Below are 22,191 nucleotides of genomic sequence, written 5' to 3' on the forward strand. Positions count from 1 at the left end.
CCTGAGAAGGTCCTATGAGGAGGTGAGCGCGGCATGGGCCGCTGCCAGGCGCGCGATGGGCACGCGGTACGGCGAGCAGGACACGTAGTCCAACCCGAGGCGGTGGCAGAAGGCGATCGTCTTCGGGTCCCCACCGTGCTCGCCGCAGATGCCGAGGTCCAGCTTTGGCCGTGTCTGCCGGCCCAGCCTTACCGCCAGCTCCATGAGTGCTCCCACACCCCGCTGGTCCAGCGTGGCGAAGGGGTTCTCCGGGAGGATGCGCTTCTGCAGGTACTCGCTGAGGAAGCCTGTCTCCGCGTCGTCTCGCGAGATGCCGTAGGTGGTCTGGGTGAGGTCGTTCGTCCCGAAGGAGAAGAACTCCGCCTCTCGGGCGAGCTGGTCCGCGATGATCGCCGCCCGGGGAATCTCGATCATCGTCCCGAACTGGTACTCCACCTCCACGCCCTGCTCCTCCATCACCGCCCGGGCTTCGGCCTCGAGCAGCTCCTTCTCCACGCGCAGCTCGTTGCTGTGCGCGATGAGCGGAATCATGACTTTGGGGAAGACGTGCACGCCTTCCCGAGTGCAACGGCAGGCCGCCTCAAAGATGGCCCGTACCTGCATGCGGACGAGCGCCGGCAGATGGATTCCCAGCCGTACCCCGCGCAGGCCCAGCATGGGGTTGGCCTCGCGCATCGACTCCACCGCCTCGAGCAGGCTCCTCTTCTGGGCGAGCTTCTCCTCCAGCCCCTTCGCCTCGTGCCTGCCCTCGAGCAGCTCCAGCCGCGTCTCCAGCTCGGTGACGTCGTGCAGCAGCACGTCATGGTTGGGGAGGAACTCGTGCAGGGGCGGGTCGATGAGGCGGATGGTGACAGGCTGGCCATCCATTACCCGGAACAGTCCGAGGAAGTCCTTCCGCTGGAAGGGCAGCAGCGTCGCGAGGGCCTCGTCGCGCTCCTCCTCCGTGCGGGCGAGAATCATTCGCTGCACGTGCGGCAGGCGGTCCTTCTCGAAGAACATGTGCTCGGTGCGGCACAGGCCGATGCCCTCCGAGCCGAGCTGCCGGGCCCGCTCGGCGTCGTGCGGGTAGTCCGCGTTCGCGTATACGCCCAGCGTGCGGAAGCCGTCGGCCCACCGCAGCAGCTCGAGGATGTACTCGTCCTTCAGGTCTGGGATGACGGTCTCCAGCGGACCCGCGAAGACCTCGCCCGTGGTGCCGTCGATGGAGAGGGTGTCTCCCTCGCGGATGACACGCCCGGCCACGGTGAGCTGCCGCTTCTCGCAGTCCACCTCCAGCTCCGATACGCCCACCACCGCGGGCTTGCCGAACTGGCGCGCCACCAGGGCCGCGTGGCTGGTGCGTCCGCCTCGGCTGGTGAGGATGCCCTGGGCCGCCAGCATGCCGTGCACGTCATCCGGCCGCGTCTCGGGCCGCACCATGATGACGGCCTTCTTCTCCTCCTTGCTCCAGCGCTCGGCGGTGTCGGCGTCGAGGGCCACCACGCCGCTGGCCGCACCCGGAGACACGTTCAGCCCCGTAGCCAGCAGGTCCCCTCTGTCTCGGGCTGCCTGCTTGTCGGCGGGCGCGAACTGGGGGTGCAGGAAGAAGTCGATCTGCTCCGGCTTCACCCGAAGGACGGCCTGCTTGCGGTTGATGAGCTTCTCTCGCACCAACTCCACGGCGATGCGCACCGCGGCCTGCGCCGTGCGCTTGGCGTCGCGCGTCTGCAGCATCCACAGCTTGCCTTGCTCGATGGTGAACTCGACGTCCTGCACGTCGCGGAAGTGCCGCTCCAGCTTCTGGCAGTACCTGGCGAGCTGGGCGTACAGCTTGGGGTGGCGCTCCTTCAGGGCGGAGATGCGCAGCGTGGGGCGCGTGCCCGAGACCACGTCCTCGCCCTGGGCATTGGAGAGGTAGTCGCCCTCCATCTCCCGCTCGCCCGTGGACACGTTGCGCGTCGTCACCACCCCTGTGCCTGAGTCCTCGCCCCGGTTGCCGAACACCATGGTGACGATGTTGACGGCCGTGCCCAGGTCATGAGGGATGCCGGCGGCGTCGCGGTAGTCCCGGGCCCGCTTGCCATTCCAACTGCGGAACACCGCTTCGGTGGCCAGCCGGAGCTGCTCGAGCGGCTCCTGGGGGAAGTCGCGTCCACTCTTCTCTCGGATGAGATGCTGGAAGGCTCGGGTAATGGCCTCGAGGTCCTCCGCGGGCAGTGCCGCGTCGTTCTCCAGGCCCCGCTGGCGCCGGTACTCCTCCAGCACGCGCTCGAAGGGCTCGCCGGGCAAGCCGAGCACCACCGTGCCGAACATCTGCACCAGCCGCCGGTATGCGTCATAGGCGAAGCGTGCATCCCCCGTCTCGGCGACGAGGCCCTCGGCGACGGCGTCGTTCAGACCGAGGTTGAGCAGGGTATCCATCATCCCCGGCATGGAGAGCTTCGCGCCGGAGCGGCAGGACACCAGCAGGGCGTTCTCCGGGTCCCCGAGCGAGCGGCCCATCCGCTTCTCCAGCTTGCGCAGGGCCGCGAGCTCCTGCTCCCAGAGGCCCTCCGGGAAGCGGTTGCCCGCGGCGAGGAAGGCATTGCAGGCCTGGGTGGTGACAATGAAGCCGGGCGGCACGGGCAGCCCGAGCAGCGTCATCTCGGCAAGGTTGGCTCCCTTGCCGCCGAGCAGGTCCTTCATGTCTCCCCGGCCCTCATCAAAGAGGTACACCCACTTCTCCCGGGCGGTCGGGCGAGCACGGGGGCGGGTGGGGGAGCGGGCGAGCCGGGGCTCGGCACGTGCGCGAGTCCGGGTCTTGCGGAGTGGAGTCTTCCGGGCGCGGCTGGACATGGCTCCCGGAAGCTGGGGGTGGGACGCTCGGCCGCGCAAGCCGAGCCTACGTGGCCGCTCGTGCCTTGCCGAGGCTCCCCCCCACCTCACGTCTAAACGCTGGTCTACTTGCCCTTGCTGTAGTCCCGGCTGGCGATGACGCCCTGCACCTCGGCCAGCGCGCGGGCACCCGAGGCCGACTCCAGCGCCTTCTCCGCGATGGCCTGCACCTGGCGCTTGGCCTCGGCCAGCTCCGTCTGCAGCGTGAGAATGGCCTGCGCCTGCTTCGCGTTGCTCTCCTTGAGCGAGGCGATCTCCATGCTGGCCACGCGCTGCGCCGTCTCGGCGTCCTTCTGCGCCAGCGTGAACCTCATCTCCCAATCCGACTTCACCTGGTTGCTCGCGATGGCCGCCGCCGCGCCCGTCTCCCTCTTCAGCACCGCCGGGAAGTCCGCCACCTGCTTGCGCAGCTCCTCCAGCTCCTTCTCGCGCAGCTTCAGCGCCTCGTCCCGCACCGCCCACTCCTTCTCCAGCTTCTCCTTGCGGTCACGCTCGGCGGCGGCCTGCACCCGCATCTGCTCGGCGAAGGCGTCCTGCTCCTTCTTGCGCGCGAGCTGGATGCCGTAGGTGTACTCCTCCTCCGCCCGCTTGCGCGCGACCTCCAGCGCGTCCCGCTCCGCCGCCAGCTCCTGGGCGAACTTCGTGCGCGTGTCGGAGATCTCCTTCTGCAGCCGCTCCATCTCCGCCTGCAGCTCCTCCTTCTTCCGGTCGTACTCGGCCACCAGCACGTCGATGGCGCTCGCCGCGACGTCCTGGCCGTGCAGGGCCGTGAGCTCCTCCGTCTTGAGCTTGATGGCCTCGTCGAGCTGCTTCAGCTCCTCCACCAGGGCCATGACCTGCTCGTTGATGCCGGCCAGCGTCCGGTTGATGGTGAGGCCCGCCTCGGTGACCTTCTTGACCGCGGACTCCGCCGTGAGGCTGGAGACATCCGTCAGGACGCTCTTGGCGTGGGTAGAGCGCGCCTCCTGCTCCTTGGCCGAGACCACGGGCTTGTTGCGGTTCTTCCGGGCCAGCTCCTCGAAGGCGGCCTTGGTCTGCTCGGTGGTGCGGCTGCGGGAGGCCTTGCGGGCGGCGGCGGAACGAGTAGCCATGGTGTGATGCTCCAGGTTGGGTGTGGGCCCTCTCAGGTAGGGCCTGGGTGTAGCGGTGGGAGTGGCTGGCCCCCTCTCGGGCGGCCATGCGTAAGAAATACCCAATGGGTCTGACATTCCGTGGGCTCCGACGTGGCTCCCGCGGAGGGTTTTTCGCACCAGACCTGGGATGTCAGACCCACCCCTCCACGCAACCTGGCTGGTACGGTACGGCGCGGCCTACGCGCGGGTGCGTGGAAGGAGGCCCGGATGCGGCTGTGGACATGGCTGGCAGTGGGCGGGGTGCTGGGGGCGGGCGTGAGTGTGGCGCGGTCCACGTCCGTGCTGCGCGAAGAGGTTCGCGTGACGGTGGAGGGCGTCACCGAGCGCTGGCGACTCGAGTGGCGGATGCCTCCTACGCTCGCGTGCTTCGAGACGGAGGGTGTCACGTGTCCCTGTGAGGGCTTCGCGCAGGGCGAGCGCGGTGAGTTGGAGCTCGTGCGCTCGCGTCCGGGCAGGCCCGTGGAGCGTTTCCCGCTCACCCCCTTGTTCGGAGGCCCCGGCTCAGGCGAGGAGCGGCCCCAGGCGATGTTGCGAGGCTGGGAGCCGGCCGAGGGCGATGAGCAGCTTCCTCCCGGTGAGCGGCGCCAGGCGCTCCAGCGCCGCAAGCGGGTGCGGGCGATGGTGCTCGGTGACTACGACCATGACGGGCAGGCGCGCGAGTTCGTGCTGCAGACGCAGGCGTACGGGTGCGGAATGCGGGAGGCGGTGCTCATCGGTGTCGATCGCCGCGACGGTCGCGTGCGCGCGCTGGGCACCGCCGAGCATCCCGACAGGCCCCTCGTGCTGGAGCCGGAGACCTGGGCGCTGTTGCGGGCCTCGGCGCGAATCGAAGCGATCGAGACGCCGTGCGGCGACCACGGGAGTGAGCAGGAGCGGGTCCTGCGGGTGGTCGCCGATGGCAAGGGGCTGCACGCCACGCAGGAGCTCTACCACTGCACCGAGACGGGGCGCGGCGCCCGGGTGTCGAGCGAGGTGCTCTGAGCCGAGCACCTCGCCCTCACCTCAGTCTTCGTCCTTGAGCAGGAAGTCGTTGTTGATGATCTTGAACGACAGCCTGCCGCCGAGCGTGGGCGAGTGTCGCTCGGCCAGGGGGCGCACCACGATGCCCTCCTTGCGGTTGCGCGTGCCCGTGTAGAAGCCCTGGGCGAGCTTCAGGTAGTGCTCGAGGCTGTGGTCGAACGTCCTCGCGGCCTCGCCCGTGACGACGTGCTCCACCGGCACGGTGCGCAGCCCGTGCTCCGCGCAGAACGCGATGAGCTCGGCATGGCCGAGGTAGTGCCCGGTCCGCGTGTCGTGGACGCTGAAGATGAACAGGTCCGCCTCGGTGAGGCCCAGCCGGTTCTTCTGGATGCCGGGACCACACACCTCGCCCTGCACGGCGAAGCCAGCCGGGAGCACGGTGTCGAGCGCGTACCGCTCGGCCATGCGCCACGCCGGGTGCGAGGCCTCGCGCGTCAGCGCCCAGTTGCGCGAGCACGCCACCAGCCCGCCCTCCAGCGGCCGGAAGAAGGTCGCCGAGGTCCCATCCAGCTTCGTCGTCACGTAGAAGTCGTGGCCGCGCAGCTCGTCCAGGACGCCGAGCGCGGACTGCAGGCGGAGCTCATCCGTCCTGGGCACCTGGCCCGGGAACGGCCCGGAGACCTCCCGCGAGTCGGCTGCCACGGGCTCGTACTTGACGACTCCGAGCAGGTCGCGCACGTCGGTGCCGTGCGGCGGCAGCGCGCCGGGGAGGATGGAGACGGGCAGGGCGAGCCCCTGCGACAGCACGCCCCTGAGACGCGCGGTCTTCACGCGGAAGCCTCGAGGCCGCATGAACTCCGCCCACGGCGCGCTCTCGGGCAGCAGGCTGTCGAGCTCGAAGAAGATGCAGGGGTCGCCCGGGGCGAACTCGCCCTTCTTGACGACGACGTCCCAGCCCATCACGCGCGCCTTGAGGATGTTGTCCGCTCCCGAGATGGGCTCGAGGTGGTCGACACGCTGTACGGACACGAGCTTTCTCTCCATGACGGTCTCTCCCAGGTGGGACGGGCGGAGCGCTCGTCCCGCGGGGCTGGACGCGGGGCCGGCTCTCATCCTGACCAGCCCGTCTTCCCACTGGGCGTCCGGGGGGCTCTACGCTCGTTTGCGGTGCTGGTAAGGTAGCCGGGTCATGGACAATTCCCAACCCCCCACCAGCCGCTGGCTGGTTTTCCCGCGCGTCCTTTGGATCTCCCTGGCCGCCGGGCTGGCGTTCTCCCTGCTAGCGCTGATGTCGGGCTTCATGCCCGACGACTACGTCTATGTTGGCGTGCTCGAGGGGCATGCGCCTCCGGCACCGCTCTCGACGACGACCTTCGATCTCTACCGCCTCATCTCGGGAGACCCCGCCCAGATGCAGCCGCTCCTCGACAAGGGAGTGATGCCCTGGTGGACGCTGCCCGATTTGCGGATCGCCTTCTTCCGGCCCCTCTCCAGCGCCCTCATGGTGGTGGACCACGCGCTCTTTGGCACCAACCCGGTGGGCTACCACGTGCATACCATCCTCTGGTACCTGGGGCTGGTGGCGGTGGTGGGGGTTCTGCTGTGGCGGATCCTTCCCGGGGCCGTGGGGGCCATGGCGCTGCTGCTCTTCGCCATCGACGACGCGCACATCGCCTCGGTGGCGTGGCTGACCAATCGCAGCACTGTCGTCGCCATGTTCTTCGCGGTGCTGGCGGTGGTCCTGCACCTGCAATGGCGCCAGCGGGGCCGTGCCTGGGCGATGCCCCTGTCGGCGCTGGCGCTGGCGGTGGGCCTGTCAGCGGCCGAGACGGCGCTCCTGGTCAGCTTCTATCTCATCTCCTATGAGCTGCTGGGCGCAGAGGGTCCCCTCCCCGAGCGGCTCAAGGCCCTGGTTCCCACCCTGCTGGTGCTGCTCGTCTACGGCGTGGTGCGCAGCCGCCTGGGCTACGGCTCCACGGGCTCGGACATGCATATTGATCCGCTGGCCCAGCCGCTGTTCTGGCTGCCGTTCGCGCTGCTCTGGGTGCCCATCACCTTGGGTGGAGTTCTGCTCAACGCCCCCGTGGACATGTCGATCGACGCCCAGTTCGAGATGCCCCTGCTGATCGCGGGGATTGTCGGGATGGTGGTGGTGGGGCTCATGCTCCGCGCCGCCTGGCGTGGCATGAGCGAGCAGGAGCGCCGTCAGCTCCGCTGGCTGCTGGCCGCCTTCGCCGTCTCCGTGGTGGGCACGGCCACGACCGCGCCTTCCATCCGCGTGAACCTGGTGCCCAGCCTGGGCGGGGCCATCATCATCGCGGTGGTGGTGCACCACGCCTGGCGTCGGCGTGAGCGCAACTGGGGTGGGCGGGCCCTGGTCGCCGGTGCCGGCCTCCTGGTGTTCCTCCATGTGATCATCGCTCCGTATGGCTGGTGGAGCACCCTCCAGATGTTCCGCGGCTTCCAGGCGTCCAACGCGCGCATCCAGAAGCATTTCGAGGAAGTGGTGGACACGAAGACCCTTCCCCAGCAGCGCCTGGTGCTGCTCAACGCGCCCCACGTCATGATGGGCGTCTACGCGTCCGTGGAATGGTGGGCCAACGGCAAGCCGCTCCCGGCCGCCTGGTGGGTCCTCACCTTCGACCACCTGGAGCAGCGCGTCACCCGCACCGGGCCGGCCACGTTGGTGCTCGAGCGGAAGAGCGGCCGGTTCTTCTCCACCATCAGCGAGCGCATCCACCGCTCCTCCAGCCATCAGTTTTCCGCCGGGGACGAGGTGAAGGTGAACGGGATGCACGTGAAGGTGCTGGAGGCGGACGCCGGGGGCCCGAGCAAGCTGTCCTTCACCTTCGACGTGCCGCTGGAGGACCCCTCGCTGCTGCTGCTCCAGTGGAGGGACCGCAAGGTGCGCCGCTTCGAGATTCCTCCCCTGGCCAACCCCTCTCCAGCCAACGTCGAGGCGGTCCCCTAGGAGAGCGTGATGAGCCAGGAGCTCCGCCGTGCCGCCGACGTCCTCCGCTCCGCCGAGGCCCTCATCATCGGAGCGGGGGCTGGGATGGGTGTGGACTCGGGCTTGCCCGACTTCCGCGGCACGGAGGGCTTCTGGCGCGCCTACCCGGCCTACGCGAAGCTCGGGCTCGACTTCGCGTCCATGGCCAACCCCCAGTGGTTCCAGAAGGACCCCGAGTTCGCTTGGGGTTTCTACGGCCACCGGCTCGGGCTGTACCGCGCGACGACTCCCCATCCCGGGTTCACGCTGCTGCGCACCTGGGCCTCGCGCATGCGGCACGGCGCCTTCGTCTTCACCTCGAATGTCGATGGCCAGTTCCAGAAGGCGGGCTTCCCCGAGGAGCGCGTCCTCGAGGTCCATGGCTCCATCCACCACGTGCAGTGCCTCGGCTCCTGCCCGGAGCTTTCCTCCGCCGCCCCGTACTCCGTGGAGGTGGACCCCGAGACCTTCCGCGCTCGGCCACCCCTGCCCACGTGTCCGCGCTGCGGCTCGCTCCTGCGGCCGAACATCCTCATGTTCGGCGACTGGGCGTGGGATGCCTCTCGCACCGAGGTCCAGGAGCAGCGGCTGACGGAGTGGCTTCAGGGCGTGAAGCCCGGCTCCCTCGCCGTCGTCGAGTGCGGCGCGGGCACGGCCATCCCCTCCGTGCGGCACTTCTGTGAGCGGGTGGCGGCCGCCGGCAAGGGGACGCTCATCCGCATCAACGTGCGCGAGCCCCAGGTGCCCTCGGGTGGGATTGGTTTGCCGCTGCGGGCCCTCGAAGCCTTGCGCGGGATTGCCGAGGCGCTGGAGCGCGGGTGAGTCAGGTCGGCGAGAGGTTCGGGGCCGGGTTCTCCTCCACCCTCGGCGCTCCCTCCGCCAGCCCCGCCGTGCCCAGCCTCAAGAGAACGATCCACACCATGTCCGCCAGCAGCAGGTGCACCAGCTGCATCCACACCGGTGCCAGCAGCAACAGGTTCACGAGCCCCGCCACCAGTTGCAGCGCGTAGAGCACTCCCAGCTGCAGCGCCGCCCGCTTCGCCTCCGGCGAGGGCCTCAGCCTCGCCACCGTCGTCGCGGAGAACACCACCAGCGCCCCCACCACCACCGCCAGCAACGGGTGCAGCACCCTCAGCCGCAGCAGCACGTGCGCCGTGGGCGAGATGTCCTGCCGGAAGCCGTCCGCCAGGCTCGACGCCGGGAAGAGCGTGTCCCCCAGCGCGGCGATGGCCCCGCTCACTCCCAGCACCAGCAGCCCCGCCACGCTGCCCGCCACCAGCCACCCCACCAGCCCCTGCTGGCGCCACGTCAGCCGCTCCCGGCCTCCCGCCCACCAGCACGTCAGCGCCATCGCCCCCACCAGCAGGAACGTGTTGATGAGGTGAGCCGCCATCCACCACGCCCGCGCCAGCGACTCGTTGCCCGCCACCATCTTGAAGAGCACCAGCCCCGCCCCCAACGCCGCCTCCGTCAGCATGAAGACGAGCGAGAAGACGGCCGCCTTGCGCACCGGGTGCCCCTTCGCGTGCGCCCTCAGTCCCCACACGCACAGCACCACCGCCAGCACCAGCGCCAGCCCGCTCGTCACCCGGTGCGTGTACTCGATGATCGTCTGCACGGTGGGCGCTCGCGGCACCACCTCGCCGTTGCACACAGGCCAGTGGTCTCCGCACCCAGCCCCCGAGCCCGTGGCACGCACGAACGCGCCCCACAGCACCACGGCCAGCGTGTAGACGAGGGTGGACCAGCTAAAGACTCGGAAGGCACGGGAGGAGACGGAAGAGCTCATCGGCGCTCTCCTCCCTAGCCCACTTCGCCCCCGCTCGCCGCCCTCACGAGCTCTCCTCTCCCGTCCTCGTCTGGTTGCCCGGCTGGTTCACCCACCCCCCATATCCACTGGGTATCCGAAAACCCTCCCTCCGTTTCCTGGATGCCCTTTTGGATATGCCCGCCTGCCCTTGGATAGCCCTGGATGATTTCCAAACGGCCTCCAGGGGCCCCAAAACGTTGGCATGACCCCTGCTAAGTGTCCTCTCGATAACGATTTCGAGTTCGGGCGCCTCGGTGCCTGAAGCGTTCGTGGGTCAGAACTCCCCCCACTTCGGCCCACGAGCGCACCTTTACGTAGGTGTAGTTGTAGCCACGCACCGCGGGTCGGGTTCGCCCCCTGTCCTGGCCCGCGGTGTTCTTTTCCCCTCAGGCGCTCGCGGCTCCGGGCTCAGCCCGTGATGCGCAGCCTGTCCGCCCCCAGCACCGACGGCAGCGAACCGAAGGCGAGCGAGCGTTCAATGACGTTGCGCAGCTCTCGCACGTTGCCCGGCCAGGAGTGCGCCACCAGCGCGGCCATGGCGTCCGGTCCGAGCTGCGGCGGCTCCCGGCCCTCGGGGGTGAGCTGGTTCACGAAGTGGCGTGCCAGGGCGATGATGTCCTCGCGCCGCTCGCGCAGTGGGGGCACCCGTACTGGCACCACCTGCAGCCGGTAGTAGAGGTCCTCGCGGAAGCGCCCCTCGCGCACGAGCTGTCCCAGGTCCCGGTGGGTGGCGGCGATGACGCGCACGTCCACCTGCGCCGGTCGCGTCTCGCCCAGGGGGAAGATCTCCCCGTTCTCCAGGAAGCGCAGCAGCTTGGGCTGCACCTCGAGCGGCAGCTCTCCGATTTCGTCCAGGAAGAGCGTGCCCCCGTGGGCCGCGCGGATGACGCCGGGGTGGTCCGTGGCCGCGCCGGTGTAGGCGCCGCGCCGGTAGCCGAAGAGCTGGCCCTCGAAGAGCTCGCGCGGCACCGCGGCGCAGTTGAAGGCCACGTAGGGCCGATCGGCCCGGGCTGACAGCCGGTGGAGCGCGCGCGCCACCACCTCCTTACCGCTGCCAGACTCGCCAGTGACGATGACGGTGGCACGCGAGCCACTCAGCCCCGCCAGCTCCGTCTTCAGCTTGTTCATGGTGGGTGAGGCGGCGATGAAGCCGGGCACCTCGGGTGCGGCCTCGGGCTCGCGCAGGGGCGGCTCCGCCTGGACGAAGCCGCGCAGCACGGCCACCTCCAGCGCGAAGCCGGCCAGACGCGCCAGGGCACTGATGAGCGCTCGTCCATCCGCGGGCAGGGGACCGGCCACGCCCACGCGCAGTCGGCGGCCACACCCGTCGCCGAACTCCACCCACTCGCTGGCGGGCACGGTGCTCTCGCCCAGCAGCGGCGTGGTGCGGCCCTGCGAGTCCAGCTCCTCCAGGCGCGGGTTGCGGCCGGGGAAGAGTCCCTCCAGCACCGCCACCAGCTCGCGCTGGATGAGGGAGGCACCCATGCCGCGCACGGCGAGCCGCTCGAAGGGCACCCCCAGCGATTCGGCTCCCAGCCGGGGCTCCGCTTCCGGAGATGGGGTCTCCTGCACGGGGTGAATCTCCGCGCTGAAGTCCGGCGGGGGGGTGATGCCGTAGCGGCGCAGCTCGTCTTCGCTGTGCAGGTACGCGGCCTCGGCGCCCGGCTCGCCTGCGGCGCGCGCCACCGCGGCGAGGGTGCGGCGGGTGAGGGCGGCCTCGGGGGCGTCCGCGGCGAGGGTGAAGGTGGCCAGCGAGGCCTCCAGCTTCTCGCGCGCCTCGCGCAGGCGGCCCTCCCGGGCGAGCAGCCAGCCCTCGTGGCGGTGGAGCAGGGCGGTGCTCCAGGCGGAGGGGAACTGCTCGAGGATGGCCCGGGCCCGGCGCAGGGCCACGCGGGACTCCTGGAGCTGACCCGCGGCGGCGCGCGCGCCCACCTCGCAGACCGCGCTGTCACGCCGCAAGTAGGGCCAGCCTCCCAGCTCCAGGGCGCGGGTATGGGCGGCGGCGAAGCCCTCCGCGGACCGCTGCGCGTGGCCCTCGGCCCAGTCCGCCAGCGCCTCCACCCAGCACCCATAGGCGCGGGTAAGGGGCTGCTGGATGGGTCCGGTGTAGCTCGAGAGCTGGTGGGCGAGCTGGCGGAGGTCCGCGTAGCGGCCGGTGAGGTAGAGGAGGCGGGCGCGCTGCACCACCAGGTGATGCGGCGTCCAGCTCAGCTCTTCCGTCACCGTGGTGCCCTGCTCCAGCACTGCCTCGGCCTCGGAGAAGCGGCCCAGGCGCAGCAGGGCGTCCGCCTCCGCGCGCGCGGCGAAGATGAAGGAGAAGGCTCGACCCAGCCGCCCGTCAAAGGCTCCGCGGGCGCGGTGGACCAGCGCGAGCGCCTCCTCGGGCTCGCACGCCTCGTCCAGCCGGTGCTGCGCGAGGAAGGCGAGGCTGCGTGCCTCCAACAGGCCATAACCCAGGCGTGCCGCGGCCTGCGCCAGCTCTCGGAAGCGCCGGGTGGCCAGCGACACCTCGCCTCGGATGGCGGCCTCGTGCGCCAGCCCGTGCATGGCCATCAGCCGCAGCGATGGGTCCGTCACCTCCGCGAGCGCCTCCTCCAGGCGTCCGTACTGGCGGGCGAGCAGCTCGGGGGCACCCAGGTAGAAGGCGGCGGCCACCTGGGCAAGGCGAAGCTGGCAGCGCACCTCCGCGAACAGGGGGTGGTTGGGCCGCAGCAGGGCCTCGGCGCGCGCTACGTGCACGTTCATCTTGCCCGCGTCGAAGATGCGGCCGTCCGGCGAGGCGTAGAGGTTGGCGGCCGTCGCGTGGACGTACACCTCGACGCTCTCGGCGGGCAGCAGGCCCGCGTCGGCCTCGACCAGGTGGGGCAGCAGCACCGCGAAGGCTCGCCGCACATCCTCGTAGCCCCAACGGTATGCGTAGGCCAGGCCCACCGAGGCCAGGGCTCGTGCCCCCGTGGTGCGCAGCTCGCTCGAGGTCAGCAGCTCCAGCAGGGTGTTCTCCGCGGCCCGCCAGTCGGCCCGTTGCAGCAGCGTCAGGCAGGCGTTCAACCGGGCCTTCTCCTCGTGCGTCAGCTCCTGGCGGACCAGGCTGTTGGCCGGACGGAGAGCAGGGGGCAGGGCTGGCTGGCCGCCCTCGGCGAGCTGGCGCAGGGCCTCCATCACCCGGCCCCTGGGGCGGCGGGCCTGCGCGGCTTCTTCCGGAAGCTCCCAGCGGTACACGGTGAGGGGCGTCACCCCAAGCTGTCGAGCGAAGGACGCACGGCTCTGCTCTCCGCGCAATGCGCGAATGGCCTCGGGTCCCATTCCCCCTGCTTCATTCCTCGACACGACCATCCCCTTGCGGCCCCCCGCCCGCCCTGTCTTCTTCGTTCATCTGGCGGGGAAGGGCAAACCTTGGTGTGGGCCTGCGAACAGGCGGGCGCCGCGTATCCATCCCCGGTGGAGGTGGGAATCCACCGAATCGTGGGCAGAGTGGGGGCGCCCGGTGTAACACCGTGAAGTAACGCCGCCGCCGGGAGACAGCCATGGCTCCGCAACCGCCCCCTCCGCCGCCCGAGTTGCCCCTCCAGAAGCACCTGCGCCGCATGATGGAGGCCCTCGCCGAGGGCCAGAAGCGCCATGCCCAATGGAAGGAGATGTGGGAGCGCCAGCACGCAGAGGAACTGGAGCGCTGGGCGCAGAAGCACGCCAAGGGGGTGGAGAAGGGGGTGGAGCAGTGGGCCGAGGGGGTGGAGCGGTGGGCGGAGCGGCACGCCGAGGGGGTGGAGCGGTGGGCCAAGGGGGTGGAGAAGTGGGCGGAGCACATGGGCTCGATGGGCGAGCACATGGAGAAGAAGGAGCGCCGCAAGTGGGAGCGGCGCATGGCGAAGGAGCGGTGGCGCGAGGAGCAGCGCGCCCGGAGGCGGCAGCGGGAGCTCGAGGACGCCAACCCGATGATGGGGTGGGTGTTCGCGCTGGCCGCGTTGGTGATGGTGGCGATGGCGATCCGCCTGCCCGATAAGTGGTGGCTCGTCTTCGTGGCGTTGGGCATGGGGGCGGCGTCGGCGGGCATCCTGGGCCGGGCTCGGCAGCTCCGGCTCCAGCAGGGGGAGAAGCAGGGCACGGCCTTGCAGGAGGAGGCCCGGGACGAGGAGCCCGAGGCCCCGGACAGGGCGGAAGTGCCCCAACAGATGGAGGACCCCCGGACGGCGCGAGTGGACACGCTGTGCGACAAGTTGCTGGTGGAGCTGCGCACGGGGCCGGGGGTGCTGAAGGACGTGGTGCACCAGCCGGAGCAGACGGTGGAGGGGCTGCGTAAGAGCTGCCACGAGCTGGCGCGCCGGGAGCGGGAGCTGCGCGCGTTGAGCCCGCCCGAGGAGGAGCGCCGGTTGGAGGCGGAGCGCGCGAGGCTGGCGGCGCGGGTGGAGTCCGAGAGCGACGCGGTGGTGAAGGAGCGGCTGGAGGGGACGCTGTGGCTGTTGGACGAGCAGCGCAAGCAGCGGGCGGAGCTGGCCACGGCGGCTTCGCGGCTGGAGGCCGAGCACATGCGCCTGTACTACACGCTTGAGAATCTCTACACGCAGGTGCTGCGAGTGCGCTCGGCGGACGCGGCGGGAGCGGACGTGGCGGGGGCGGGGCTGCGCCGGAGCGTGGAGCAGCTCGGCCTGGAGATGGACGCGGTGGCCGAGGCCCTGGAGGAAGTCCACCGCGACGCACCGCCCCGAGGGCGGGTGCCTACTCGTTAGTATTTCCTGAATCTGAAGTGTGACCGATACATGGCCGCTGGGATGGCACTTTGAATATGGCTTCCGAACTTGATGCGGTGCTGGCGGAAATCGATGACGTGTTGTCTCGTTATGAAGCGATGCGAGCGAGATCAGAGTACGATGACTGCTCCGACCAAAAAGAAGAGCTTCCTGAAGTGGTTGCTTTGATGGCGGCAGCAATCGACAGACTTGCGCCAGAGGGCGGCCATTATCGGGAGAGTGCGAGGATGGCGACCAAGGGAGGCCCGCAGCGCTCCTAAGTGTCTTTTCTCATGTTCAAGGACAGAGTGTGGTCCCCAGGTTGATTGATACTGTCGAACAGGCTATCGGTGTGTATGAAAGTCTGGGGCGGGGGGCTGGGATTGTACAGTTGCCTAGCTCTGGAGCATTCGAGATAGAGGGTGCTATTTTGCGTGCGCTGCGCCCCGCGTTTCAGACTGGCGTGCCCAGTGATGAGAAGACCGTTCAGAATGCGATTGAAGTGATTCTGCGCTCGATAGGTGTCGAATTCACGCGCGAGCAAGAGCGTGTTCCGGTTGGTGCGAGAGCATTTGTGCCAGATTTCGTTGTTGATGCGGATGATTTGGTGATTGAGGCAAAGGTGGTGACGGCGAAGCATTCGCTCAGCGCGGTTCAAGAGGAAATAACGAGTGATGTTGCTGCATATCGTACTCGATGGAAGCGGATCTTGTTCGTGATCTATGATTGTGGGGGCTTCATTCATGATCCTGAGCGGATGCGCTCGGAAAACACGAGACAGTTTGGTGTGTCTGTGCTTGTCGTGAAGCACTGAGTTGTTGGTAGCCATTCACCGGCCGGATCTCGGCTGGCGGGGCTGCTGAGCGTCGGACGGCGGGCGGGAGGGCGATCGACGGTGGCCGCAGGCGCGTGAGACATCATTGTGCGTGGAGGCGATGGACCCCAAGGAAGCGCGTATCGCGGAGCTGGAAGCGGGCGAGATGTCGCAGGCGCTCGCGCCACCGAAGCCCTCGCCTACGTGCGGGCCTCGGAGGCGGCCAACGCCGACGAGACGGGGTTTGCGCAGGGACGAGAGGTCGGACGGGCCTGCCGCGCATGGCTGTGGGTAGTGGCCACTGCGCTGATGGTGGTGTTCCACATCGCCACAAGCAGGAAAAGTGCGCGTCCAAGCTCGGCCCGGTGGGATTACCGGGGAGACTCACCAGCGGTACGGCGTGAAGAGGCAATCGATGAGCCGCGCTTCGCCGAGCCCGAAGTTAGCCGTCTGCGGCACGAGGTCCGGCACGGGGGTGAGGAGGACGTCGTTGGGCAGGCGGGTGAAACCGAAGGTGGACTCGATGAGCGCAGCGAGTCTGGTCTCGTGAGGCTGGAACTCAAGAGGGAATGGCGGCAGGCGCAGCCAGTAGCCCTCCTCTCTGGGGGCATTCCTATCTGTATGGGAAGCGTAGAGGGCGTACACCGGGGAGAGTTGGCTTAGCAGGCAGACGACGCAGTCGTATCGGGGGTCCCCTGTCTTGAATCCCGGGAGAGAGACACGGACGCTGTAGCAGGGGTCCAGCAGGGGCACCGTGGTGTCCCAGAGTGAGCAGTCTGGGAACTCATGACGGAGCTGCGGGATGAACGCCTCCCAGGTAGGTGAGGGCGTCTCATGGACCCGCAGCAGTGTTCTGAGCCTCTGGACCTCTTCTGACGCCTTGTATTGAGGCTCGTCGACGAGAAGTCCCGCCGGGTAGTAGCGGTGGACAAGCTGGACGAGTGCGTCGGCTGTCAGCTCCGGATTCATGAATGCGGCTTCCCGATGGGCTTGCGTTCGAGAGGGCGTCCGGCCCTTGTGCTTCGTGCGATACGGGCGGGGCTTCCTGGTTTCACGGAAAGGTCGACCGTGGGACGCCCACCCGCTGAAAGCCCGTGACCCGAGCGCCAGGGATAGGGCCGATCACCGGCTCCGCCAGGATGCTCTGCATGTGGGCCCTGAACCGATGGCAGGCGAGAGCGGTTGGAATTTGCTCCCGCAGGACGATGCGTGCGGCCTTGTCAGCCGCCCTGGCGGCCTCCGCTTGTGCGAATTCATCCAGTACCCACCCATTCCCATTCCTTTCAGGAACGCCGACCTCGATGTCGCAGGTGGCGGTCGGGGAAAAGACGGGAGAAATCCTGCCCAACAGGATGAGCACCTGGGCAACCTTCCATCCCCCTGGTTCCGGTGCAGGACCGCTGTAGGGCACGACATTCTGGAACTGGAACATGGACGGCGGGATGTGGCCGCCGACGCAAGCGAGCTGAGTCGCTCCGAGAAGCGCCAGCGACAGCAAAATCCCACGTGCGGCGACCAAAAGCCGGAGATGCATATGGCCTCCTTTGTCGCGGACAGTGTGCGGATGGGCTCTGGCCTCCGATGCCTTTCGTTCCGGGTGCCTACTCGTTAGCCTGGGCCGGTGTCTGCGCGGGCGCCGGGGCGGACGGATTCGACAGGCGCACCGTCTTGATGTTGAGGAACTCGAGCAGCCCGTGGCGCGCCAGCTCGCGCCCGTGGCCCGAGGCCTTCACCCCGCCGAAGGGCAGGCGCGGATCACTCGCCACCATGCCGTTGACGGCCACCGTGCCGGCCTCCAGCCCGTCGATGAAGAAGCGCTGCTCGGCCTCGTCGCGCGTCCACACGCTCGAGCCCAGCCCGTAGGGGGAGTCATTGGCGATGCGCAGCGCGTCTCGGGCGTCCTTCGCGCGGAAGAGCACCGCCACCGGGCCGAACATCTCCTCCGTATAGGCCGGGGAGCCCGGCGGAGGATTCGCCAACACGGTGGGCGGGTACCAGAAGCCCGGCCCCGAGGGTTTGAGTCCGCCCAGCAGCAGCCGGGCTCCCGCCGCCACGCTGCGCTCCACCTGATCATGCAGTCCGTCGCGGATGCTCACCATCGCGAGCGGGCCCACCTCCGTCTTCGCGTCCTGTGGATCTCCCACCACGGCGCGGCGCATCCGCTCGACGAAGCGGCGCTCGAACTCCTCATAGATGGGCTGGGTGACGATGAAGCGCTTGGCGGCAATGCAGGACTGGCCGTTGTTGATGAGGCGGGCCTTCACCGCCGTCTCCACCGCCCTGTCCAGGTCCGCGCTGGGCAGCACCACGAACGGGTCGCTCCCGCCCAGCTCCAGCACCACCTTCTTGAGCTGCTGGCCCGAGCGCTGGCCCACGTCCCGCCCGGCGCCCTCGCTGCCGGTGAGCGTCACCGCCCGGATGCGCGGGTCCTCAATCAGCCGGCGCACCCCCGCCACGTCCACCAGCAGCGACTGGAACACCCCCTGGGGGAAACCCGCGCGCAGGAAGAGCTCCTCCAGCGCGAGCGCACACTGCGGCACGTTGTGCGCGTGCTTGAGCAGCCCCACGTTGCCGGCCATGAGCGCGGGGGCGGCGAAGCGCACCACCTGCCAGAAGGGGAAGTTCCACGGCATGATGGCCAGCACCGGCCCGAGCGGCTGGTAGCGCACGAAGCTCGTGTCCGGCGGGGTGTCCACCGGCTCGTCCGCGAGGAAGCGCTCGGCGTTCTCCGCGTAGTAGTGGCAGGCCGTGGCGCACTTCCGGGCCTCGGCGCGCGCCGCCTCCAGCGGCTTGCCCATCTCCTGCGTCATCATCCGCCCGTAGGCGTCCGCCTCCCCCTCCAGCAGCTCCGCCGCACGCCGCATCCACCCGGCGCGCTCGGCCAGCGAGGTGTGGCGAAAGGTGCGGAACGTCTCCTCGGCCCTCCTCAACCTCGCCTCCACCTCCTCCGGTGTGTGGGCAGGGAAGATGCGCAGCGTCTTGCCGGTAGTGGGGTCGATGGTGGCGAAGCTCATGGGGCTCTCCTCCAGGGGCGCGAAGTGTGGGCGCGGCTCCCCGAAGGCCACAAGACGCAGTTGAGGCCCCCGTTCACGCCTTCACGCGGCCTTCCGGACAGGGGTGTCGCGACTCTCGGACTTCAGAGAGGACAAGGCTGTCATGCCTCGCCGTGATTTCATGTTTTCTGATTCAATCTTGAAGCATGAGTTTCAGTTTCGACACGTTATCTCCGTCCCCTTTGAAAATCGGGCTTTCCTTTGTTTAGTATAGGCGTCATGTTTCAGCGGTGACGGTACGTTCGTGAGGGCGTTCCAGTCTTTTCGCGGGCTTGGGGGGTTGGCGTGGTTCCTGCTCTCTGGCTTGTGCAAGTGGGGCTGGCTGGGTGGCAGCAACGTTGCTTCTTCAGCCATGTAGAAACTCTTTTTTGAGGAACACATGCGCTTCAATCTCCGCCACATCGTCCCGATCGCCCTGCTCTCGCTGGTGGGCTGCGGTGCCGAGACTTCCGAGTCCGAGGAGCTGTCCGCCACGGCCGAGGAGGTGGGGCAGGCGCAGTCCATGCTCCAGGCCTCGGATTGCTCGAGCTGCCTGGCTGGGACGGAGGGCGCGCGCTTCATCAGCGGCTTCGAGCGCGAGCGGGTGCAGGGTGACATCTACCACTACAGCATCCGCCTGCAGGTGGGCCGCTCGGCCCACGACATCATCACCCTGCACCGCGTGGTGAAGGAGCGGCTCGCCTGGTGGCCGGTGCGCGCCCCCGAGTCCATCTTCATGGTGCATGGCGACGCCTGGAACTTCCAGGGCGCCTTCATGGCCAGCACGCTGACGGCGACGGTGAACAAGAAGCAGTCCATCGCCGTGTACCTGGCGGACCAGGGCGTGGACGTGTGGGGCATCGATCAGCGCTGGACGCACGTGCCGGAGGGGACGCAGGACTTCTCCTTCATGGCGGGCTGGAACCTGGGCACGCACGCCCAGGACGTGGGCACGGGCCTGACGGTGGCGCGGGCGGTGCGCGCGCTGACGGGCAGCGGCGCCGGGAAGATGAACCTGCTGGGCTGGAGCCGTGGGGCCACGGTGTCCTACGCCTACATGAGCGCGGAGACGCAGCTGCCGCAGGGCCTGCGCAACGTGAGCGGCTTCATCCCGGTGGACATGGTGCTGAAGTTCGGGCCGGAGGGCGAGCAGCAGCGCCAGTGGGCCTGCGTGCGCGCGGCGGTGGGGGACCTGGTGCTGCAGTCGGGGCGCGTCGAGGGCAACCTGGGCGGGCCCGGCGCGGGCGTGACCATCCAGCAGGTGGGTCAGGCCGCCATCACCTATCCGGACTTCCCCGCGCAGGTGCCTGGCGTCGAGCTGCCGCCGATGACCTACCGGGAGCTCGGCCGCACCGTGGGAGCGGCGACCTTCTCGCTCCTCACCAATGAGGAGTTCGGTATCCAGCCGTCGGTGCCCTACTACCACTTCTCCGCGGGTGAGTTCTCCACGACGACGGGCCTGCCGACGGAGCTGAAGCACCTGGAGAGTGACCGGCAGTTCTTCGACTTCCTCGCCTCCGCGCGTCCCTACCAGAGCTTCATGGAGCAGGTGGAGAGCGACCGGATGATGTGCGGCGATACGAGCCTGCCGTATGACGATCACCTGTCGCAGGTGAAGGTGCCGGTGCTGTACGTGGGCGCCGCGGGTGGCTTCGGCAGCTACGGCGTGCACAGCGCGAAGCAGCTGGGTAGCAAGGACGTGAGCGTTCTCCTGGTGAAGAAGTATCAGTCGGACGAGTACCGTCTCCTCGACTATGGCCATGCGGACCTGTTCCTGGCCAGTGGGGCGGAGCAGGACGTGTGGGCCCCCATCCTGAAGTGGATGAAGAAGCACTGAGTCTCGGGAGCGCTGCCGTCGCCCCGGTGCCCGGGCCTCGCGGAGACGCGGGGCCCGTTTTTTATTGTCGGGAGCATGGGTCTCCTGGCGGTGGCGGGATTGCCGGCGATCTCGGGGGCGTGCTGAGTTCGGGGCCCATTACAAGGACCCGACCATGACCGTCCGCTTCAATCACACCATCATCGCCGCGAAGGACAAGGAGCGCTCCGCGCGGTTCCTCGCCGAGCTTCTCGGGCTCCCCGAGCCGCAACCCCTCGGGCACTTCCTGGCGGTCAAGCTGGATGACGGGGTGTCGCTCGACTACATCCAGACCGACATCGACTTCATCGGCCAGCACTACGCCTTCCTCGTGTCGGAGGACGTGTTCGACTCCCTCATCGCCAAGATTCGCGACCGCGGAATCGAACACTGGGCCGACCCACGAGGCCAGCGCCGGGGTGAGATCAACACCAACGACGGGGGCCGCGGGGTCTACTTCCAGGACCCCTCGGGCCACTACATGGAGGCCCTCACCGTTCCCTATGGCGGCTGGTGAGCCTGCCGCGGCCTCCAGCTCCGCGCGCTCGTACCGCTCCTTTGGGGGGACTCCCCGCCCTTGTCCGGCTCCTTAGATTGTGAGCCCGCGCCCGGGATGGCCCCGGGCCGAGCGAGGGCCACCGTGGTCGACAACATCTGGACCGAGTTCGCGAGGAGCTACGATGCCATCTGCTCCCAGCTCAACTGCTACCGCCGGATGGTCGCGAAGATTCTGCGCGACACCGAGGGACGCAAGTACATCATCGACGCAGGGTGTGGGACGGGGCTGGTGAGCCAGCCGCTCGTCGAGCGCGGGCACACGGTGGTGGGCTTCGACAACAACCCGGTGATGCTCGGACTGGCCGTGGGCAAGCAGGCCCGGGCGCCCGAGGAGGCGCGCTGGCGTTGGAAGGTGCTGGAGGGAGACGTGCGCAGCTTCCCCCGAGAGGTGCCGGGCGAGGCGGATGCGGTGCTGCTCAACAACGTCCTCTTCTACGTGCGCGAGCCGGAGCAGGTGCTGCGCCAGAGCCTCGAGCACCTCAAGCCGGGCGGCGTGGTCATCGCCACCGGTCCCCGGCAGCGGCCGGACTTGCGCAAGGTGATGGTGAATTCCATCGAGGAGTGGAAGGCGGAGGGGCGCTGGGATGAGGCGCTGCAGGCCGCCACCACCTACCATGTCGATATCACGCGCCGGCTGGTCACCGATCCCAACGAGATGGTGACCTTCTTCGAGCCGGACGTGCTGGTGGACACGCTGCGGCGCCTGGGCTTCTCGCGCGCGCTCGCGGCCGACAGCGACGACTACTACGGCGAGAACTACTACGTCTGCATGGCGCGGTAGGCGCCGGGCACCGCCGCGCTGGGGCTAGGCCACCAGCCCCAGCAGGCGCGCATCGTTGATGATGCGGTTGCCGTCCACCTTCAGGCGGCTGGTGAGGAAGGGCGCGATGTCATCCGCCCTCTTGTGCAGGCGCGCGTAGTTGTTGTCGTAGATGCGCGTCACGATGAGCTGGGCCGAGGCGATGATGCGCTGGAGGTTGTGCTGCAGCTCGTTGCCCTCCATGAGGAGGTGGAGCTCGCAGATGTACTTGCGGTTCTCCTCCAGCAGCTTGAAGAGGCCCTTGCGCTGCTCGCCGTTGGGCACCCGGGCCTTGGCCCCCGTGGTGACGACGACGGAGAGCTGCTGGCGGTACGCCTCGTAGGACTCGCGGAAGCGCTTGTCCACCACGAACAGATCCTGCGGGCTGGGCGGCTGCTCCCAGCGGATGAAGAAGACCTTGTTGATAAGGCCCGTCTTGAAGTTCGGAGGGGTAGGAGTAGCAGTAGCGAAAGCGTTCATGGGACATCACTCCCAAGAGGTGGCCGGGATGAGGGCGCCCGGAAAAGTTATTCCGAGCGGCTGACGTGCCCGGCTCGCTCACAACAGGGTGCGGCCAATCTGGTGATCGAGCGCCTCAATCCCAAGCCCCACCTGGGGCCGTCTGCCGTCGAGAACACGAATGGACGGGGCGCAGTGTCCAGGG

At 68.6% G+C, this 22,191-nt stretch carries 18 protein-coding genes and 1 pseudogene; 10 read left to right on the plus strand and 9 right to left on the minus strand.

The genetic code is table 11. The features are described from left to right. Window positions 1-12 precede the first annotated feature (12 nt). Window positions 13-2,814, minus strand: a complete 2,802-nt coding sequence (gene ppdK / locus OV287_RS04585; RefSeq protein WP_267532748.1) for a pyruvate, phosphate dikinase — start codon at window positions 2,812-2,814, stop codon at window positions 13-15. Between the two features lie 104 nt (window positions 2,815-2,918). Beyond that, entirely contained in the window at window positions 2,919-3,944 is a 1,026-nt protein-coding gene (locus OV287_RS04590; RefSeq protein ID WP_267532749.1) for a kinetoplast-associated protein, read from the minus strand. 249 nt (window positions 3,945-4,193) lie between these two features. Here OV287_RS04590 and OV287_RS04595 point away from each other — a divergent pair, with 249 nt between their 5' ends. Further along, window positions 4,194-4,967, plus strand: coding sequence for a hypothetical protein (locus tag OV287_RS04595; RefSeq protein WP_267532750.1), 774 nt, complete (start codon window positions 4,194-4,196; stop codon window positions 4,965-4,967). 21 nt (window positions 4,968-4,988) lie between these two features. Here OV287_RS04595 and OV287_RS04600 read toward each other — a convergent pair whose 3' ends face one another. Next, entirely contained in the window at window positions 4,989-5,990 is a 1,002-nt protein-coding gene (locus OV287_RS04600; protein WP_267532751.1) for an RNA ligase family protein, read from the minus strand. Between the two features lie 145 nt (window positions 5,991-6,135). On the opposite strand from OV287_RS04600, the gene OV287_RS04605 reads away from it, so the two are divergent. Both OV287_RS04605 and OV287_RS04610 read left to right on the plus strand, forming a co-directional pair. Beyond that, a complete protein-coding gene (locus OV287_RS04605) occupies window positions 6,136-7,917 on the plus strand; it encodes a DUF2637 domain-containing protein (protein WP_267532752.1) in 1,782 nt (593 codons plus the stop codon). A 9-nt stretch (window positions 7,918-7,926) separates the two neighbouring features. After that, entirely contained in the window at window positions 7,927-8,757 is an 831-nt protein-coding gene (locus OV287_RS04610; protein ID WP_267532753.1) for an SIR2 family NAD-dependent protein deacylase, read from the plus strand. Between the two features lies 1 nt (window position 8,758). On the opposite strand, the gene OV287_RS04615 is transcribed toward OV287_RS04610, so the two are convergent. Both OV287_RS04615 and OV287_RS04620 read right to left on the minus strand, forming a co-directional pair. Next, window positions 8,759-9,724: a COX15/CtaA family protein gene (locus tag OV287_RS04615; RefSeq protein WP_267532754.1), complete on the minus strand. Its 966-nt coding sequence runs from the start codon at window positions 9,722-9,724 to the stop codon at window positions 8,759-8,761. Between the two features lie 429 nt (window positions 9,725-10,153). Beyond that, on the minus strand, window positions 10,154-13,048 hold the full coding sequence (locus OV287_RS04620; protein WP_267532755.1) for a sigma-54-dependent transcriptional regulator: 2,895 nt from the start codon (window positions 13,046-13,048) through the stop codon (window positions 10,154-10,156). A 221-nt stretch (window positions 13,049-13,269) separates the two neighbouring features. Here OV287_RS04620 and OV287_RS04625 point away from each other — a divergent pair, with 221 nt between their 5' ends. The 4 genes and pseudogenes from OV287_RS04625 to OV287_RS04640 form a co-directional block, all read left to right on the plus strand. Beyond that, the gene (locus OV287_RS04625) at window positions 13,270-14,469 is read left to right on the plus strand and encodes a hypothetical protein (RefSeq protein WP_267532756.1); all 1,200 of its coding nucleotides are present in this window, start codon (window positions 13,270-13,272) and stop codon (window positions 14,467-14,469) included. Window positions 14,470-14,525: 56 nt separating this feature from the next. Beyond that, window positions 14,526-14,750, plus strand: coding sequence for a hypothetical protein (locus OV287_RS04630; RefSeq protein ID WP_267532757.1), 225 nt, complete (start codon window positions 14,526-14,528; stop codon window positions 14,748-14,750). Between the two features lie 41 nt (window positions 14,751-14,791). Beyond that, window positions 14,792-15,283: a PD-(D/E)XK nuclease domain-containing protein gene (locus OV287_RS04635; RefSeq protein WP_267532758.1), complete on the plus strand. Its 492-nt coding sequence runs from the start codon at window positions 14,792-14,794 to the stop codon at window positions 15,281-15,283. 189 nt (window positions 15,284-15,472) lie between these two features. Next, window positions 15,473-15,622 (plus strand): annotated as a pseudogene (locus OV287_RS04640) (IS66 family transposase); the annotation flags it as partial. Between the two features lie 45 nt (window positions 15,623-15,667). Here the strand turns inward: OV287_RS04640 and OV287_RS04645 are convergent. From OV287_RS04645 to OV287_RS04655, 3 genes are all read right to left on the minus strand, one after another. Beyond that, window positions 15,668-16,252, minus strand: coding sequence for a hypothetical protein (locus tag OV287_RS04645; protein ID WP_267542608.1), 585 nt, complete (start codon window positions 16,250-16,252; stop codon window positions 15,668-15,670). An 82-nt stretch (window positions 16,253-16,334) separates the two neighbouring features. Then, on the minus strand, window positions 16,335-16,817 hold the full coding sequence (locus OV287_RS04650) for a hypothetical protein (RefSeq protein WP_267532759.1): 483 nt from the start codon (window positions 16,815-16,817) through the stop codon (window positions 16,335-16,337). A gap of 67 nt (window positions 16,818-16,884) precedes the next feature. Continuing rightward, entirely contained in the window at window positions 16,885-18,297 is a 1,413-nt protein-coding gene (locus OV287_RS04655; RefSeq protein WP_267532760.1) for an NAD-dependent succinate-semialdehyde dehydrogenase, read from the minus strand. Between the two features lie 418 nt (window positions 18,298-18,715). On the opposite strand from OV287_RS04655, the gene OV287_RS04660 reads away from it, so the two are divergent. From OV287_RS04660 to OV287_RS04670, 3 genes are all read left to right on the plus strand, one after another. Continuing rightward, complete coding sequence (locus OV287_RS04660) at window positions 18,716-20,152, plus strand: hypothetical protein (RefSeq protein WP_267532761.1); 1,437 nt, start codon at window positions 18,716-18,718, stop codon at window positions 20,150-20,152. Between the two features lie 154 nt (window positions 20,153-20,306). After that, entirely contained in the window at window positions 20,307-20,687 is a 381-nt protein-coding gene (locus OV287_RS04665) for a VOC family protein (RefSeq protein WP_267532762.1), read from the plus strand. A 123-nt stretch (window positions 20,688-20,810) separates the two neighbouring features. Continuing rightward, window positions 20,811-21,509, plus strand: a complete 699-nt coding sequence (locus tag OV287_RS04670; protein ID WP_267532763.1) for a class I SAM-dependent methyltransferase — start codon at window positions 20,811-20,813, stop codon at window positions 21,507-21,509. Between the two features lie 24 nt (window positions 21,510-21,533). Here OV287_RS04670 and OV287_RS04675 read toward each other — a convergent pair whose 3' ends face one another. Next, window positions 21,534-22,007: a DofA protein gene (locus OV287_RS04675; RefSeq protein WP_267532764.1), complete on the minus strand. Its 474-nt coding sequence runs from the start codon at window positions 22,005-22,007 to the stop codon at window positions 21,534-21,536. Window positions 22,008-22,191: the final 184 nt, after the last annotated feature.

Source organism: Archangium lansingense (assembly GCF_026626635.1).
GTDB classification, from domain to species: Bacteria; Myxococcota; Myxococcia; order Myxococcales; family Myxococcaceae; genus Archangium; species Archangium lansingense.